Genomic DNA, 17,012 nt, shown 5'->3' on the forward strand with positions numbered 1-17,012 from the left:
CGATCCGCATACATATGCGTCATACGGAACAAGCGTCGCGCGGAGGCGGCAATCCCCTCGGCCCCGGCCTGGCCCCTTTGACCCGATCGGACTCAGTCCTCGTAGAAGACGCGCTCCACCACGGTCCTGGCCCGCCGGGCGGCGCGCCGGTAGTCCTCGACGAAGTCCTCGGTGCCCTCGGGCGGGTAGCCGAGCGCCCGCGCGAGCAGCACGCGCTCCTTCACCGGGGTGGGAATGCTGTCGGCCGCCCGGCCGCGCACCAGCATGAGGGCGTCGCGGATGCGCGAGGCGAACAGCCACGCCTGCGCGAGCACCTCCTCGTCGGCCGGGTCGAGCAGGCCCTCCCCCGCCGCGGCGCGCAGCGCGTCCAGGGTGCGCGTCGTACGCAGCGCCGGTACGGCTCCCGCGTGCCGCAGCTGGATGAGCTGGGCCACCCACTCCACGTCGCTCAGCCCGCCCCTGCCGAGCTTGGTGTGCAGGGCCGGGTCGGCCCCGCGCGGCAGCCGCTCGGCCTCCATGCGCGCCTTGAGCTTGCGAATCTCGCGTACGGCGTCGGCGGAGATGCCCTCGGCCGGGTAGCGCAGCGCGTCGACGAGCGCGACGAACTCGCGGCCGAGTTCGGCGTCGCCCGCGCAGAACCGGGCCCGCAGCAGCGCCTGCGCCTCCCAGTGCGAGGCCCAGCGGTCGTAGTAGGCCCGGTAGGAGGCGATCGTGCGCACGAGCGGCCCCTGCCGTCCCTCGGGCCGCAGGCCCGCGTCGATCTGCAACGGCGGGTCGGGGGCGGGCAGCGTGAGCAGCCTGCGCGTCTCCTCGGCCACCGCGTGGGCGGCGTCGGTCGCGTCCCGCTCGGCCACGCCCGGCAGCGGCGCGTGCACGAACATGACGTCGGCGTCGCTGGCGTAGGAGCTCTCCAGGCCGCCCAGGCGGCCCATGGCGATCACGGCCATCCGCGTCGGGAACGGGGCGCGCCGCTCCAGCGTGACCTTGTTGATCGCCGTGTCCAGCGCCGCCTGGATCGTCACGTCGTTCAGCGACGAGAGGGCCTGGCCGACCTCCTCGATGTCGATCAGCCCGGACAGGTCGGCGCAGGCCGTGCGGAGCAGTTCCCTGCGGCGCAGCGCCCGGACGGCGGCGACGGCGGTCTCGGCGTCCTCCGCGTGGCGGCCCACCGCGGCGGCGGCCTCGGCGGCGAGCGTCGCGGCCGGCCGCACGGCCAGCTCGGCGGGCGAGCCCAGCATCGCGACGGCCTCGGGGGCGTGCAGCAGCAGCCCGGTGACGTACTTGCTGGTGCCGAGCAGGTGGGCGAGGCGCTCGGCCACGGCGGTCTCGTCGCGCAGCAGGCGCAGATACCACGGCGTGGTGCCGAGCTTGTCGCTCACCTGGCGGAAACCGAGCAGGCCCGCGTCGGGATCGGGGGCGTCGGCGAACCAGCCGAGCATGACCGGCAGCAGCGTCCGCTGGATGGCCGCCCGGCGGGAGACGCCGCTGGTGAGCGCGGCGATGTGACGCAGCGCGCCCTGGGGGTCGGCGTAGCCGAGCGCCTCCAGCCGCGCGGTGGCCGCGGCCGTGGACAGACGGGCCTCGGTCTCCGGCAGCCGGGCGACGGCCTGCAGCAGCGGGCGGTAGAACAGCTTCTCGTGGAGCCGCCGCACCTCCAGCGCGTGCCGCTTCCAGATGGTGGTGAACGCCCCCACCGGGTCGGTCGTCATGCCCAGTCCCCGGCCGAGCCGCCGCAGGTCGGCGGTGTCCGACGGCACCACATGGGTGCGGCGCAGCCGGTGGAGCTGGAGCATGTGCTCGACCTGGCGCAGGAAGGTGTAGGCCTCGGCGAGCGCCTTGGCGTCGTCGCGCCCTACGTAGCCGCCCCTGGAGAGGGCGGCGAGGGCCGACAGCGTGGCCCGGCGGCGCAGCAGCGGGTCGGAGCGGCCGTGCACGAGCTGGAGGAGCTGGACGGCGAACTCGATGTCCCGCAGCCCGCCCGGCCCGAGCTTGATCTGCCGGTCGGCCTCACCCGCGGGCACGTGCGCCTCCACCCGGCGGCGCATGGCCTGCACGTCCTCCACGAACTTGGGCCGGGCGGCGGCCTGCCAGACCAGCTCGTTGACCGCGGCGACGTACTCCTGGCCGAGCTCCAGGTCGCCGGCGACCGGGCGCGCCTTGAGCAGCGCCTGGAATTCCCAGGTCTTGGCCCACCGGCGGTAGTAGGCCAGGTGGCTTTCCATGCTGCGCACGAGCGGGCCCATCTTGCCCTCCGGGCGCAGGTTGGCGTCCACCTCCCACAGCGACCCCTCGGGGGTGCTCGCCGAGCAGGCCCGCATCATGCCCTGCGCGAGGCGCGTGGCGATCTGCAGCGCCTTGGTCTCGTCCACGCCCTCTTTCGGCTCGGCCACGAAGACGACGTCGACGTCGGAGATGTAGTTCAGCTCGCGGGCCCCGCACTTGCCCATGCCGATGACGGCCAGCCGTACGTCGCCCGCGTCGGCCACCTCGGCCCTGGCGACGGCGAGGGCTGCCTCCAGCGCGGCCGAGGCGAGGTCGGCCAGCGCGGCGGCGGCCTCGGCGAGCGTGCACTCGCCGGTCACGTCCCGCGTGGCCAGGTGCAGCAGGCGGCCCCGGTAGGCGACGCGCAGCGCCTCCATCGCCGGCCCGGCCGCGCCCGGCTCGGCGGTCAGCGCCGTGACCCCCGCGGTGACGCCCCCGGCCACGGGCTCGGCCGCTTCCGGGTCGGCGCCGACCGCGAGCAGCATCTCCTCACGCAGTTCGCCGAGCGTGGGCCACCGCGTCCACTGGATCGACGGCAGGCACTCCGGGTGCCGTACGACGTGCTCGCCGAGCGCCGCGCTGAGCCCGAACACGCCGAGCAGCCTGCGGCGCAGGTCCGGGTCCGCGCGGAACGCTCCGAGCACGCTCGGGTCCCGCTCGACCAGGCGGCTCAGCGTGGTGAGCGCCAGATCCGGGTCGGCGGCCCTGACGAGGTCGTCGAGCAGCGCGAAGTCGCCGACCGCCTCGGGGCCCAGCTCGTCGAGCAGCCGTTCGGCCCGCGCGCCGTCGGCGAATCCGAGCGCCGCGAGGCGCCCTGCCGTCGTCTGTATCCGAGGCGCGGCGTTCACCGTTCCTTCCTCCACCCCGACGTCGATCACGTCGGCCCCCCGAGACGAACCTTCCCAGTAACCGTACACATGGGTCGGAAGCCTCCTCGCAGAGATCGGCCCGCTGCCGGGGAGCCGACCTTGGATGTCAGCGCCCGGCACGTGCCGGGCCCAGCGCACACGCTAACCCTCCGCGTTGTGCGCGTCCTTAGCGGTTTCTCTGCGTAATCGGCCCATCACGGGTTTTCCCCGCGCGCCCCTCCGTCCATGTCAGCGCCGGGCCAGCAGGGTCGCGAACGCCTCGGCCAGCGGCCTCCAGGTGCGCTTCAGCTCGTCCCCGGCCGCCTCGACCTGCGCGTTCAGCTCACCGGCCCGCTCGGGCGGCAGTTCCCCGCCGCCGGTCCAGGAGGCGAAGATCGCGGGAGTGGCCTCGGGGTGGAACTGCACGGCCCAGGCCCGGTCGCCGAGCCGGTACGCCTGGTTGGCGTACCGCGCGCCGGTGGCCAGCCGTACGGCGCCCTCGGGCAGGGCGGTCATGGCGTCGTAGTGGTACTGGACCGCCCGGACCGGGCCGGCCGGCAGCGCGGACAGCAGCGGGTCGGCGGCGGCCTCGGGCAGCGGCTCGATCTCCCCCAGGCCGATCTCCAGGCCCGCGTCGCCGCGCTCGACGGTCCCGCCGCAGCCCATGGTCATGAGCTGGGCGCCGAGGCAGATGCCGAGCGTCGGCACGCCCTCATCCACGGCGCGGGCGAGCAGGTCCCTGGTGGCCGGCAGCCAGCCGTACCCCTCGTCGTCCCAGGCCGCCGCGGAGCCGCCGAGGACCAGCAGCCCGCCGGCGGCGCGTTCGGGCACCGACTCCCCCTTGTACGGCCGGACGACCTCGACCTCGACTCCGGCGGCCTCCAGCCAGCCGGCGAAGAAGCCCAGGCCGGCGTCGGCCTCGTGCTCGATGACGATCAGACGCTCACCCATATGGGAGAGCTTAAAGACACATATCGGGACAGGCGATACTTGAGAGGGTCGTACCGTACAGTCCGAACCATGAACATCGATGAGGTCGCCGTCCCCGGCGGACGGCTGCGGATCGCCCGGTTCGGCGACGGTCCCCGCCTGATCATCGCGGCGCACGGCATCACCGCCTCTCTCATGGCCTGGCGGACGGTGGCCGAGGCGCTTCCGCCCGGCTGGTCGCTGGTCGCCGTGGACCTGCGCGGGCGCGGCCACAGCGCCGATCTGCCCGGCCCGTACGGTCTGGACCGGCACGCCGAGGACCTGGAACGGGTCGCCGAGCACGTGGGCGCGGACGGCACGAGCGTGCTCACCGGGCACTCGATGGGCGCCTACGTCGCGGCCCTGCACGGCGCGCACCGGCGCTACGACCGGGTGGTGCTCGTGGACGGCGGCCTGCCGCTGCCGCTGCCGCCCGGCGCCGACCCCGACGAGGTGCTGGAGGAGACGCTCGGCCCGGCCATCACCCGGCTCTCCCGGACCTTCCCGAACGTGGACGCCTACCTCGACTTCTTCCGCGCGCACCCCGCGCTCGCCCGCGACTGGTCCCCGCTCGTCGAGGAGTACGTCCGCTATGACGCCACCGGGCGGGACGGCGCCGTCCGCTCGCGCGCCCGTGAGGACGCCGTACGGCAGGACGGCCGCTGGCTGCTCACCGAGCACGAGGCGATCGGGACGGCGCTGAAGGCCATCGAACCGGCGCCGCTCCTGATCCGCGCGCCGAGGGGGCTGTTGAACCAGGACGTCGGGATGCTCCCGGACGACCTCACCGCGCGATGGGCCGCCGTCCTGCCCGGCCTGCGCGACGAGGTCGTGCCGGACTGCAACCACTACACGATCCTGTTCGACCCCCGCTGCGCCGCGGTCGTGGCCGCCCGCCTCACCGGCTGACCCGTCTCCCGCACGTGAGGAGCGCCATGACCCGCGATCCCTTCGCCCACATCGACGTCCACCGCCTGCGCTCCGGACCCGGCCTCAAGTGGGGCTCGCTGGCGTCCGGCGTCCTCGGCGCCTGGGTCGCCGACATGGACTTCGGGGTGCCGCCGGCCGTGCGGGAGTCCGTGATCCGCCTGGCCGAGCGGGAGGACTTCGGCTACCCGTTCTGGCCGGGCGAGGACCCGGTGGCCGAGGCGTTCGAGGAGCGGATGGCAGCGCGGCACGGCTGGACGCCCCGGCCGGGCCGCACCCGGGTGCTCGCCGACGTGATCCAGATCCTCCAGGTGATGATCGAGCTCGCCACCCGGCCGGGCGACGGGGTGGCGATCCACGTGCCGTCCTATCCGCCGTTCCTGGCGAGCATCGCCCGGGCGGGACGCCGGATCGTCCCGCTGCCCGTGACGCGCACCGGACACGGCTGGGGCTTCGCGGCCGAGGGGCTGACCGACCGGCTGCGCGCGGAGGGCTGCCGCATGCTGGTCCTCGTCAACCCGCACAACCCGACCGGCCGGGTCTTCACCCGCGCGGAACTGGCCGCGCTCGCCGAGGCGGCGCGGGAGCTAGACCTGGCGGTCGTCGCGGACGAGATCCACGCCGACCTCGCCTACGCGCCGCACCGCCACGTCCCGTTCGCCTCGCTCGGACCCGGAACGGCGGCGCGGACGATCACCGCGACCTCCGCGACGAAGGCGTTCAACATCGCGGGGCTGCGCTGCGCCGTCGCGCACGTCGGACACGACGGCGTGTGGGAGGCGCTGTCGCGCGTGCCGCAGGAGTACTTCGGCGACCCCGGCATAGTGGGCCGCGCGGCCACCGTGGCGGCGTGGCGGGAGTCGGCGGACTGGCACGCCGGCCTGATGCGGACGCTGGAGCGCAACCGGCTGACGATCGAGCGGTGGGCGGCGGACCTGCCGTGGGATCTCGGCCACCACTCGCCGCAGGCCACCTACCTGAGCTGGTTCGACTTCACCGGCACCCCGCTCAAGGGCGGCGCGCCGGCCGAGCGCCTGGAGCGCGAGGCGCGGGTCAGGCTGTCCGAGGGCGCCGACTTCTCGCAGGGCACGCCGGTGGACACGAGCGGGTACGCCCGGCTCAACTTCGCCACGAGCCCGGACGTCCTGGACGAGATCCTCGGCCGCCTGACACCGGCCCTGTCCGGCGGCTCGTCCTGAGCGGAGCTCCACCGGCCGGGTGGTCGCGGACCGCCCGGCCGGGGGCGCGTCACTGGCGCGGCAGGATCCAGGTCGCCTTGGCGGCGGCGACGAGCGTGCCGTCCACCTCGTAGACCGCGCTCGTGCCGAACAGCTTGCGGCCGTCGCGGCCTTCGGCCCGGGCCACGACCGAGTATCTGCCCATCGGGTAGACCCGGCGGAACACCTGCCCGGTCAGCCGCCCGAGCAGCGGGGGCTGGATAGGCCGCCGATCCGGGAAGCTGCGGTAGTGCGCCCATCCGGTGGCGCAGTCCAGCGCCGCCCAGACGATCGAGTCGGGGACCACGCCCTGCTCGTCGGTCACGTTGAACGGCACCCGCCAGCCGGCGGCCACGAGCTCGGCGCCGTCCGCGGGGTCCTCCACCGGGCCGGGGAAGATCCGCAGCCCGTCGCCCGGCTCGCGCAGCCCGCAGGCGAAGCAGCCCGCGATGGCGTGGCCGTTCCTGCCGGGGAAGCCCGCCTCCGCGCGGGCCGCGTCGGTGAACCGCACGAACGGCGGCGGCGTCAGCGTCTCGGCGACGGGGATCGCCTCGACGAGGTGGCCGTCGCCCTGGCTGAGCACGACGGCGTTGCCGACGTGTTCGGCCGACAGAGCGGTCTCCAGCGGGACCGGTCTACGAAGGGTGACCTCCACAGGCGAGTCGTGACCGCCCCCCGTCAGCGTGCCGGCGAGGGTGCCCGCGATCCATCCGCCGTTGGCGGTGCCCTCGGGTCCCCGGAAACGCTTCGGTACGGTCAGAACGGTCTGCAGTCCCGCAGCCGCCGTCATATGGCCCACGCCCTCCCTGGATTACGTCTTGATACGGCTCACCCGTAAAAGTCGCAACAAGTGAACCGATTTTACTGTTCCGGCGTAGGGACCAGCTAAACGGACGGGGGTGTCAGGAAGATTTGCAGACTGTAACGCGGCGGTGACGGAGTGATCGCCGTCAGAGCACGGGCAGGTAGCGGCCGAGTTCGTACTCGGTCACCTGGCGGCGGTAATCCTGCCACTCCGCGCGCTTGTTGCGCAGGAAGTAGTCGAAGACGTGCTCGCCCAGCGTCTCGGCGACCAGCTCGCTGTGCTCCATCGCCACTATCGCCTCGTCCAGCGACTGGGGCAGCGGCTGGATGCCGAGCGCCCGCCGCTCCGCGCTGGTCAGCGCCCACACGTCGTCCTCGGCGCCCGGCGGCATCTCGTACCCCTCCTCGATGCCCTTCAGCCCGGCGGCCAGGATGACGGCGAAGGCGAGGTAGGGGTTGCAGGAGGAGTCGACCGACCGGAACTCGATGCGGGTCGAGCCGCCCTTGTGCGGCTTGTACATGGGCACGCGCACGAGCGCGGAGCGGTTGTTGTGCCCCCAGCAGATGTACGCGGGGGCCTCGCCGCCGGCCCCGGCGATCGCCTCGGCGCCGCCCCACAGCCGCTTGTAGGAGTTGACCCACTGGTTGCACACGGCGGTGATCTCCGCAGCGTGCCGGAGCAGGCCGCCGATGAACGACCGGCCGATCTTGGACAGCTGGTAGTCGGCGCCGGGCTCGTAGAAGGCGTTGCGGTCGCCCTCGAACAGCGACATGTGGGTGTGCATGCCGGACCCGGGGTAGTCGGTGAACGGCTTGGGCATGAACGAGGCCCACACGCCCTGCTCCAGCGCCACCTCCTTCATGACCAGCCGGAACGTCGTGATGTTGTCGGCCGTGGTCAGCGCGTCGGCGTAGCGCAGGTCGATCTCCTGCTGGCCCGGCGCGCCCTCGTGGTGGCTGTACTCCACCGAGATGCCCATCGACTCCAGCATCATGATCGCGTTGCGGCGGAAGTCGTGACCCGCGCTGTGCGGCGTGTGGTCGAAGTAGCCGCCGTCGTCGATGGGCTGGGGCTTGTCGCCCTTCTCCGGCCGGTTGCGCAGCAGGAAGAACTCCACCTCGGGGTGGGTGTAGAACGTGAAGCCCATGTCGGCCGCCTTGGCCAGCGTCCGCTTGAGCACGAAGCGCGGGTCGGCGTGCGACGGCGAGCCGTCCGGCATCAGGATGTCGCAGAACATGCGCGCCGCACCCGGAGACTCGCTGCGCCACGGCAGGATCTGGAACGTCGACGGGTCGGGCTTGGCCAGCATGTCCGACTCGTAGACCCGCGAGAAGCCCTCGATCGCCGAACCGTCGAAGCCGATGCCCTCGGCGAACGCGCCCTCCAGCTCGGCCGGCGCGATCGCCACCGACTTCAGGAAGCCGAGCACGTCGGTGAACCACAGCCGGATGAACCGGATGTCTCGCTCTTCGAGCGTGCGGAGGACGAATTCCTGCTGGCGGTCCAAGGCGTACCTCACGGAGTTACAGGTCTGGTCGCCTACCAGTCTGCCTCCTGAGTGTTTCACAGGGGTTACGAGGGCGTGTGAGCCGGCTGTCCTGCGGATCACCGCGAACCTGGGACGGCGGCGGCGCCGGACGGGCGGGCGGAGACGTGACGAAGATCACACCGAACAAAACTCGTGGCGGGGTCGTCGTTGCTGTTGATCCGGCGTTGATCGGGTGTCGACCCGCGCGCCTTACCTTCCCGGCATGCCGGTGTACAACCCGAAGGAGCCCCCCTCCGTGGCACGACCGCTGCTCGACTCCGCGGAACCCCGGCTACGGCGGCTGCGGGCGCTCGACTGGCCGGGCCGGGTGCGGGTGCTCGGGCCCGCCGTCGCGGTGGCGATCGCGGGCGTGGCGATCTGCCTGGAGCTTGCCGACATCTGGGTGACCGCCCAGCTGCCGGACGCCTCCTACACGCCGCTGCCGTTCGCGCCCGAGGACGTGGCGGGCACCACGTTCCCGATCTTCGGCGCGCTGCTGGTGATCTCGCGGCCCAGGCTGCTGCTCGGCTGGCTGCTGTGCCTGGGCGGCCTGGGCTCGGCCGCCAACATCCTCGCCGCCAACACGGCGACCCTGCTCGTCCACAACGGCGGCCATCCGCTGGTCCACCCGCTCTGGGTGTTCGCCGACGGCGTGTGGAACCTCACGACGTACGCGCTCGGGGTGCTGCTGCCGCTGCTCTATCCCACCGGGCGCATCCTGTCCAAGCGGTGGTGCGTGCCCGGGGGCGTGACCGCCGCGGCCCTCGCCCTCGACTGGCTGTGCTCGCTGATCGCCCCGTCGAGCGTGCGTACCGGCTACAACGCGCTGGAGGTGGCGGCCTTCGCGCCGTATTACCAGGGCACCCGGCAGGTGATGCACACGGTCGTCGCGGTGGGCATGGCGCTGGCGTTCTCCTCGCTCGTCGTCCGCTTCAACCGGGCCGACGGGATCGGGCGCCGCCAGATCCTGTGGCCGCTGGTGGCCATGGCCGGGTTGGTGATCCCCTGGGTGATCGGCTATCCGGTCTGGTGGACCGCCTCGCTCACGCTCCCCCTGGTGCCGGCCGCGATCGCGGTCGCCGTGCTGCGCTACCGGCTGTACGGCATCGACACGCTGATCAGCAGGGCCCTCGTCGGCGCGGGCCTGGTCGGCGTCGTGGCCGCCGTCTACGTGCTCGTCGGGGCGGGCTCCAGCCTGATCCTGTCCGGCGTCGACCGGTTCGCCGGCCTGGCCGCGGCCCTGTTCGCCGGGGCGTTCTTCCATCCCATCCGCAACGGCCTGCAGCGTCTCGTCGATCGCGCGCTGTACGGCAGGGGCGGCGACCCGCTCGCGCTCGCCGCCGGACTGCGGCGGCGGCTGCAGCACGCCGATCCCGCGCACGCCCTGCTGGCCGCCCTTGAGGTGCTGCGCGAGGGCCTGTCGGTCACGGGCATCGCGGTGGAGATCGACGGGACCGTCACGACGAGCGGACGGCCCGATCCCGTGGCGCGGGAGATGCCCCTGGTATGGCACGGCGAGCCGGTCGGCCGCCTGCTCATCGGCCCGCCCGGCGGACGCCGCTTCCCCGCCGCCCACGACGAGCGCGTGATCGCGGTGCTGGCGCCGTACGTCGCCGACGCCGCCCACACGGTGTCGCTCACCACCGCGGTGCAGCGCTCCCGCGAGCGCATCCTGACGGCCAGGGAGGAGGAACGGCGGCGGTTGCGCCGCGACCTGCACGACGGGCTCGGGCAGACGCTGGCCTCGATGGCGATGGCGATCAACATGGCGCGCCACACTCTGGAACGATCCCCGGAGACGGCCGACGCACTGCTGCGGGACCTGCGCGAGGGCATGAACAGCGTCACCGTCGACGTCCGCCAGCTCGTGTACGGCCTGCGTCCCCCCGCCCTCGACGACCTCGGGCTGGCGGGAGCCGTACGGGCCCTGGCGGAGGAGGCGCGCCCCGGCCTGGACGCCGACGGGGAGTCGGTGGCGGAGGTCGAGGTGACCGGGGACATGACCGGGCTGCCCGCCGCGGTGGAGGTGGCGGCCTACCGGATCGTGCAGGAGGCGCTGACCAACGTGCGCAAGCACGCGCGGGCCCGGCGGGTGCGGGTGGTCCTGCACAGGAACGGCGAGTTGCGGGTCGTCGTGGCCGACGACGGCGTGGGACTGCCGCCGGGCCGCAGGTCGGGCGTGGGCATGAGCTCGATGGCCGAGCGGGCGGCCGAACTGGGCGGCACCTGCGCCGTCACCTCCGAACCCGGCCGCGGGACGACGGTCACCGCCCGGCTGCCCGCCGTGCCGGGCCCGTCCCTCGCCGACGCGTACGGCCCAGGCTGATCAGTGTGATCAGTAGACGGCGGCGAGCGACTCGCCGACGGGGGTCCGCCGGTAGAGCACCTCGCGGCCGAGCCGCCGCCGCGCCACCAGGCCCGCGTCGGACAGCACGGCGAGGTGCTGGCTGACCGCGCCCGGCGTGAGGCCGAGGCGCCGGGCGAGCCCGGTGGTCGAGCCGGGCTCGGCCAGCGCGGTGAGCACCTGCGCGCGGGTGCGGCCGATCAGCGCGGCCAGCGCCTCGGGCGTGCAGGGCGCGCCGTCCGACCACAGCGTCCCGACGCCGCGCGCCGGGTAGCACAGCATCGGCCGGTAGGGCTCGTACATGACCGAGACGTCCGGCCAGGCGAAGGCGCTCGGCACGAGGACGAGGCCGTCCCCGCCGAGGTCGCCGTCGTAGGCGCAGCTCTTGACCGTGACGAGCCGGTCGCCGTGCCAGGCGACGCCCGGGTGCAGGTCGGCGAACAGCTCGCGCACTCCCCCGGCCGCGAGCATGCGGGCCCGCCACATGACGTCGGCCTCGAGCAGCGCGCGGATCCTGGGCCAGAACTCCTCGAACGCGACCGTCCAGTACTCCCACAGCCGGTCGGCCACCCGCCGCACGCCCTCCGCCGGGTCGTCGGCGAACCGCCGCAGCGCCGCGGGATCGGGCGTCTGCACCCAGGCCGTCTCCTCGTACGCCGTGCCGGGCGGAGTGGCGCGCACCCGTTCCAGCTCGGCGGCGAAGTCCGGCAGCGGGGTGTCGGGCGGCGGGGTGAGGAAGTCGGGTATGTAGCCGCTCACCGGGACCAGCGCGAACAGGTCGGTGAGATCCACCTCGCGCAGGCGCGGCCGTACCGCCCGCAGCCACGGCAGGTGCAGCGAGTGGCGGCCGGGGGCGCGCAGCACCCGGAGGCTGGCCACCAGCTCCCACATCGGGGAGAACGCGAAGCGCAGCCGCGCGACGTCGTCCGGCGTGAAACGCCACTCCACCGGCACGGCCGCTCCCCCTATGTTTCAGCCAGGGCTAAAAGATTGGCACGGCACATCCCCATTGTCCAAGGGTGGACGCCGTGACCACTGTGATCAGCAGGACCGGCTTCATCCAGTCGAAGGTCGGCGGCCTGCCCCGTCCGTTCTGGGTGTTGTTCGGCGGATCGTTCGTCAACCGGCTCGGCACGATGGTGGAGCCGTTCATCGGCATCTACCTCACGCAGGCGCGCGGCGTCTCCCTCGCGACCGCCGGCCTGGTCATGACGATGTTCGGCGTGGGGTCGCTGCTGTCGCAGCCGGTCGCCGGGTGGCTGGCCGACCGCCTCGGGCGCCGGGTCACGCTCACGGGCGGCATGGTCGCCACGGCCGTCACGATGATCGCGCTCGGCTACACGACCAGCGTTCCTGGGCTCGTCGTGGGCATGCTCGTGCTGGGCATCGTGGTGGACGCCTACCGCCCGGCGTCGCAGGCGATCGTCGCCGACCTGGTGCCGCCGGAGGACCGGCCCCGGGCCTTCGGGCTGCTCTTCTGGGCCATCAACCTCGGCTTCTCGGTCGCGATGGTGGCCGGCGGCTGGCTCGCCCGCTCGGGCTTCACCGTGCTCTTCTGGGTGGACGCCGTCACCTGCCTGCTCTTCGGCCTCCTCGTGTGGCGGGCCATCCCGGAGACCCGCCCGGCCCGCGAGGACGCGGAGCCCGGCCGGTTCGCCGACGTGCTGCGCGACCGGCTCATGCTGGCCTTCGTGCTGGGCAACCTGGCGTACGCGCTGGTCTACCTGCAGGCGTACAGCACGCTGCCGCTCGCCATGACCGGGCAGGGGCTGCCCACGAGCGCGTACGGCATGGCGATGGCGGTCAACGGCCTGCTGATCGTCGTCGTCCAGCCGCTCACGAACGCCTGGCTGGCCAGGTTCGACCCGTCCAGGGTGCTCGCGGCCGGGTTCGCGCTCGTCGGGCTCGGGTTCGCGCTGACCTCGCTGGTGTCGTCCGCGGCCGGGCACGCGGCGACCGTGGCCGTCTGGACGCTCGGCGAGGTGCTCACGGCCGGGATCCCGGGGGCGATCGTCGCGACGCTCGCGCCGCCCCACCTGCGCGGGCGCTACTCGGGCCTGTACGGCCTGGCCTGGTCGGCGGGGGCCCTGCTCGCGCCCCTGGTGGGCACCCGGCTGCTGGCCACCGCCCCCGGGCTGATCTGGCCCCTGCTCGGCGGCCTCGGCCTGCTCGCGGCGGCGGGCCAGCTCCTCATCGGCCGCGCCATCCGCCGCCGCTCCGCCCAAACGGCGTAGCCCCACAGGGGTTGGCGCGTCACTGCGCCGGGCGGAAGCTCCGGTCCTCGCGAAGCCCGCTCCGCTGGGCCTTCGCCGCGGTCCTCCCGCCCTCCCACTCCGCTCCTTACCTCTCATGGGGTGACCGTTTCCTGTTCAGAGGGGAACGGGACGGGACATAATCCATCCCAGGATGGACGAGAACCCCCCAGCCTTTCCCGCGCGGACGGTGGCCTGGGTGATGGCGGCCGTGGCACTGGTCCTGACCCTCGTGGGGGTGCTGGTCCAGATCCGGATCCCCGCGGAATGGCAGCCAGACCCCCCGTTGGCGCCGGACTTCGGCGTCGCGCTCACGTTCCCGCTCACGGGAGCGTTCCTGGCGTCCCAGCGGCCCCGGCTCAGCACGGCCTGGCTGATCTGCGTGGGCGGTCTGCTGGGGTCGGCCAACGTGGCCTTCACGGCGCTGATGTTCCACTGGGCCTCGCAGGGCGACATGGGGGCGGCCAGCACGGCCCGGGCGATCCAGCTGACCTGCTGGGCGGTGTCGGGCCTGCTGCTGGCGGTCATAGTTCCGCTCTACTCGCCCACCGGGACACTCCCCTCCCGCGGCTGGCGCGTGGTCGTCGCCGCCGGCGCCGTCGCCACCCTCGCCGAGGTCGTCCTGGGCCTGCTGCGGCCCGACCCCGATCCCGCGGGCTACCCCTGGCCTACGGTGATCCACAACCCGCTGCAGGTCAGAGGCCTCGTCCCGTACTACGGCACGGCGTGGGACGTCCTGCAGTACGTGATCCAGGTCTGCGTGGTGGCGGCGCTGGCCTCGCTCGTGCTCCGGCTGCGGCACGCCGATCCCGTGACGCGGCGGCAGATCGCCTGGCCGCTGTCCGTCTTCGCCGTGTACGTGGCGCTGTACCTGCTCGGCCCGGCGATGTGGCTGCCCGCGACGCTGTGGACAGCGGTCATCCCGTTCGCGATCCTCTTCGCGGCGCTGCGCTACCGGCTGTACGGCATCGACACGGTGATCAGCCGGACGTTCGTCACCGCCGGGCTTCTGGGCATGATCAGCGCCGTCTACTTCGGGGTCGGGGCCGTCTCCAGCCTGGCCGTCTCCGGATATCACCAGGTGGCCGGGCTCGCGGCGGCGCTGTTCGCCGGCGGGTTCTTCCAGCCGCTGCGCCGCGCCCTGCAACGCGTGGTCGACCGCGCGCTGTACGGCCGGGTGGGCGATCCGGCGCTGCTCGCCGAGCGGCTGACGCAGGAGGTGCGGCGGGCCGACCCCGCCGACGCGCTGGCGTCGGTGGTGACGGTCGTGCGCGAGGGCCTGGCCGTGGCGGGGGTCGCCGTCGAGATCACCGACGGCAGGCCGCGCTACGTCGAGAGCGGCCATGTCGGGCCGTCGCCGCGCGAGGTGCCGCTGGTCTGGCACGGCGAGCCGGTGGGCCGGCTGCTCGTGGGCCCGCCGGGGGCACGGCGGTTCGCCGCCGCCCACGACGAGCGGGTGCTCGCCACGCTGCTCCCCTACGTGGCCGACGTGGCCCACGCCGTGCGGATGGCCGCCGACCTCCAGCGCTCGCGCGAGCGCATCCTCGCCGCCCGCGAGGAGGAGCGGCGGCGGCTGCGCCGCGACCTGCACGACGGGCTCGGCCAGACGCTCGGGGCGATGGCGATGACGATCAACATGGCCAGGATCAGCCTGGCCAAGTCCCCGGCCGCGGCCGACGACCTGCTGCGGGACCTGCGGGTCGGCATCGACGCGGTGGCCGGCGACATCCGCGAGCTCGTGTACGGCCTGCGGCCCCCGGCCCTCGACGACCTGGGACTGGCGGAAGCCGTACGGGCGCTGACGGAGGAGACGCTGCCCGCGGGGACGGACGGCGTCGAGGACGTCACCGTGCGGGTGGACGGTGAGCTCGCCGGGCTGCCCGCCGCCGTGGAGGTCGCGGTGTACCGCATCGTGCAGGAGGCGCTGAACAACGTGCGCCGCCACGCGCGGGCCGCCCGCGTCAAGGTCCTCGTCACGCGCGGCCCGGCCGGGGACGGCGGCGAGCTGCGGGTGACGGTCGCCGACGACGGCGTCGGCCCGCCCGCCCTCCTGCGCGCGGGGGTCGGCATGTCCTCGATGCGCGAGCGCGCGGCCGAGCTGGGCGGAAGCTGTGTGGTCACCGCGCCCGAGACCGGCGGCACGGTCGTCGAGGCCCGGTTCCCGCTCACCGCCTGACCCCCGCCCGCTCCCTCAACCAGGCCGGACTCCGGCTCCGAGGTGGGCGGGCACAACCCGGACTCCCCGCCTCGTGACCCAACCGAGAGGCGCTCGGCACGATCGGGAGGGTCACTGCCTCTACGCTTACCGTGCGATGGTGACTTTTCGTGCTCTTGGGCCGTTCGAAGCGATTTCCGATGGCGAGACGCTCGACCTGGGCGGCCAGCGGCAACAGGCCGTGCTCGCCCGGTTGCTCGTGGCCGGAGGGCGCGCCGTACCGGTGAGCGTGCTGATCGACGAGCTGTGGCCCGGCGAGCCGCCCACCCAGGCGTTGTCCACGATTCAGGGGTACGTCTCCCGACTGCGGCGGGCGCTCGAACCGAACCGCGCGCCGCGCGAGGAGGCCGGCGTCCTGGTGTCGGCTCCGCCCGGCTACGCGCTGCGGGCGGGCGTCGAGGACGTGGACTCCTGGCGCTTCGAGCACCTGGTCAAGAGCGACCACGAGGGCCCGGCCGCGACGCTGGAGCGGATGGAGACGGCCCTCGCCCTGTGGCGCGGGCCCGCGCTCGCCGGGTTCCAGGAGCTGGCCTGGGCGCAGACGGAGGCCACGCGGCTGGACGAGCTTCGCCTGCTGGCCGTGGAGCGCCGCGCTGACGCCGCGCTGCGGCTGGGCCGTACCGGCCCGATGATCCCCGACCTGGAGGCGCACGCGTCGGCGCACCCGCTGCGGGAGGAGGCCTGGCGGCTGCTCGCGCTGGCGCTCTACCGTGCCGGGCGTCAGGGTGACGCGCTCGGCGCGCTGCGGCGGGCCCGGGAGGCGCTGCGCGACGAACTCGGGCTCGACCTCGGCCCCACCCTGCAGCGGCTGGAGCAGGACATCCTCGTCCAGGCGGAGCATCTGGACGCCCCCGGTCCGGCCGCCGCCGGGCTATCGAGCGGACACGGCGCTGAGCTGTCCGCGCCCTCGGCGACCGCGCCATCCATGCCGGAAGGGGCGGCCGCGGCGGCCCTGCGCCTGGTGATCGCCGACGACCAGGCGCTGGTGCGCACCGGCCTCAAGGTGATCCTCGACAGCGAGCCGGGACTCGACCTCGTCGGGGAGGCGGAGAACGGCGAGCAGGCGATCGCGCTCGTCCAGTCGGCGCGGCCCGACGTGGTGCTCATGGACATCCAGATGCCACGACTGGACGGTCTGGCGGCGGCCCGGCGGATCCTCGCGGCGGAGGCGCCGCCGAAGGTGATCATGATGACCACCTTCGGCACCGACGAGAACCTCTATGCCGCGCTGCGGGCCGGCGTGAGCGGCTTCGTGCTGAAGACCTCCGCCCCCGAGCAGCTCATCGCAGCGATCCGGGCCGCCGTCGCGGGCGACGCGCTGCTCGACCCGGCGGTCACCACGCACCTCATCGCGGCCTTCGCCGGGCGGCGCGACCCGGCGGCGCCGGAGGGTCTGTCCGACTCCGACATCGACCTGATCAAGCTCGTCGCCCGGGGCTTCACCAACCGGCAGATCGCGATGACACTCGCCGTGCCGGAACAGGAGGTCGCCGACGAGGTCACGGCGCTGCTGCGCGGCCTCGGTCTGGTCGACCGCGCCCAGCTCGTGGTCCTGGCGTACGAAAGAGGGCTGGTCAGCCCCGGGTCGCTCGACGCCTGACCCTTATCGTCGTTTTGACGACAACAAATCGGACACCTTAGGGTG

Annotated in this window: 11 protein-coding genes; 6 read left to right on the forward strand and 5 right to left on the reverse strand. The window is 73.6% G+C overall.

All coding sequences use genetic code 11. From position 1 onward, the window contains the following. Positions 1–92: 92 nt before the first annotated feature. Entirely contained in the window at positions 93–3,110 is a 3,018-nt protein-coding gene (locus ACQEVJ_RS31625) for a bifunctional [glutamine synthetase] adenylyltransferase/[glutamine synthetase]-adenylyl-L-tyrosine phosphorylase (protein ID WP_433107383.1), read from the reverse strand. A gap of 249 nt (positions 3,111–3,359) precedes the next feature. Then, entirely contained in the window at positions 3,360–4,061 is a 702-nt protein-coding gene (locus ACQEVJ_RS31630; protein ID WP_433107385.1) for a type 1 glutamine amidotransferase, read from the reverse strand. 69 nt (positions 4,062–4,130) lie between these two features. Between ACQEVJ_RS31630 and ACQEVJ_RS31635 the strand changes: the two genes are divergently transcribed. Together ACQEVJ_RS31635 and ACQEVJ_RS31640 are read left to right on the forward strand one after the other, a co-directional pair. Then, complete coding sequence (locus ACQEVJ_RS31635) at positions 4,131–4,988, forward strand: alpha/beta hydrolase (protein WP_433107389.1); 858 nt, start codon at positions 4,131–4,133, stop codon at positions 4,986–4,988. A gap of 26 nt (positions 4,989–5,014) precedes the next feature. Then, positions 5,015–6,205: a MalY/PatB family protein gene (locus tag ACQEVJ_RS31640; protein ID WP_433107391.1), complete on the forward strand. Its 1,191-nt coding sequence runs from the start codon at positions 5,015–5,017 to the stop codon at positions 6,203–6,205. Positions 6,206–6,254: 49 nt separating this feature from the next. On the opposite strand, the gene ACQEVJ_RS31645 is transcribed toward ACQEVJ_RS31640, so the two are convergent. Together ACQEVJ_RS31645 and glnA are read right to left on the reverse strand one after the other, a co-directional pair. Next, positions 6,255–7,013, reverse strand: a complete 759-nt coding sequence (locus ACQEVJ_RS31645; RefSeq protein ID WP_433107393.1) for a hypothetical protein — start codon at positions 7,011–7,013, stop codon at positions 6,255–6,257. A gap of 160 nt (positions 7,014–7,173) precedes the next feature. Beyond that, positions 7,174–8,535: a type I glutamate--ammonia ligase gene (gene glnA / locus ACQEVJ_RS31650; RefSeq protein WP_433113080.1), complete on the reverse strand. Its 1,362-nt coding sequence runs from the start codon at positions 8,533–8,535 to the stop codon at positions 7,174–7,176. A gap of 277 nt (positions 8,536–8,812) precedes the next feature. Between glnA and ACQEVJ_RS31655 the strand changes: the two genes are divergently transcribed. Then, positions 8,813–10,882, forward strand: coding sequence for an ATP-binding protein (locus ACQEVJ_RS31655; protein WP_433107395.1), 2,070 nt, complete (start codon positions 8,813–8,815; stop codon positions 10,880–10,882). 9 nt (positions 10,883–10,891) lie between these two features. On the opposite strand, the gene ACQEVJ_RS31660 is transcribed toward ACQEVJ_RS31655, so the two are convergent. Further along, on the reverse strand, positions 10,892–11,854 hold the full coding sequence (locus ACQEVJ_RS31660; protein WP_433107397.1) for a DUF5937 family protein: 963 nt from the start codon (positions 11,852–11,854) through the stop codon (positions 10,892–10,894). 74 nt (positions 11,855–11,928) lie between these two features. On the opposite strand from ACQEVJ_RS31660, the gene ACQEVJ_RS31665 reads away from it, so the two are divergent. The 3 genes from ACQEVJ_RS31665 (at position 11,929) to ACQEVJ_RS31675 (ending at position 16,967) form a co-directional block, all read left to right on the forward strand. Beyond that, positions 11,929–13,134, forward strand: coding sequence for an MDR family MFS transporter (locus ACQEVJ_RS31665; protein WP_433107399.1), 1,206 nt, complete (start codon positions 11,929–11,931; stop codon positions 13,132–13,134). A gap of 172 nt (positions 13,135–13,306) precedes the next feature. Then, positions 13,307–15,328 carry a sensor histidine kinase gene (locus ACQEVJ_RS31670; RefSeq protein WP_433107401.1) on the forward strand — a complete coding sequence of 674 codons (2,022 nt, stop codon included), beginning with the start codon at positions 13,307–13,309 and terminating at the stop codon, positions 15,326–15,328. Positions 15,329–15,464: 136 nt separating this feature from the next. Continuing rightward, positions 15,465–16,967, forward strand: coding sequence for a BTAD domain-containing putative transcriptional regulator (locus tag ACQEVJ_RS31675; RefSeq protein WP_433107403.1), 1,503 nt, complete (start codon positions 15,465–15,467; stop codon positions 16,965–16,967). Positions 16,968–17,012: the final 45 nt, after the last annotated feature.

The sequence above is a fragment of the Microbispora sp. CA-102843 genome (assembly GCF_050936215.1).
Lineage (GTDB): Bacteria > Actinomycetota > Actinomycetes > Streptosporangiales > Streptosporangiaceae > Microbispora.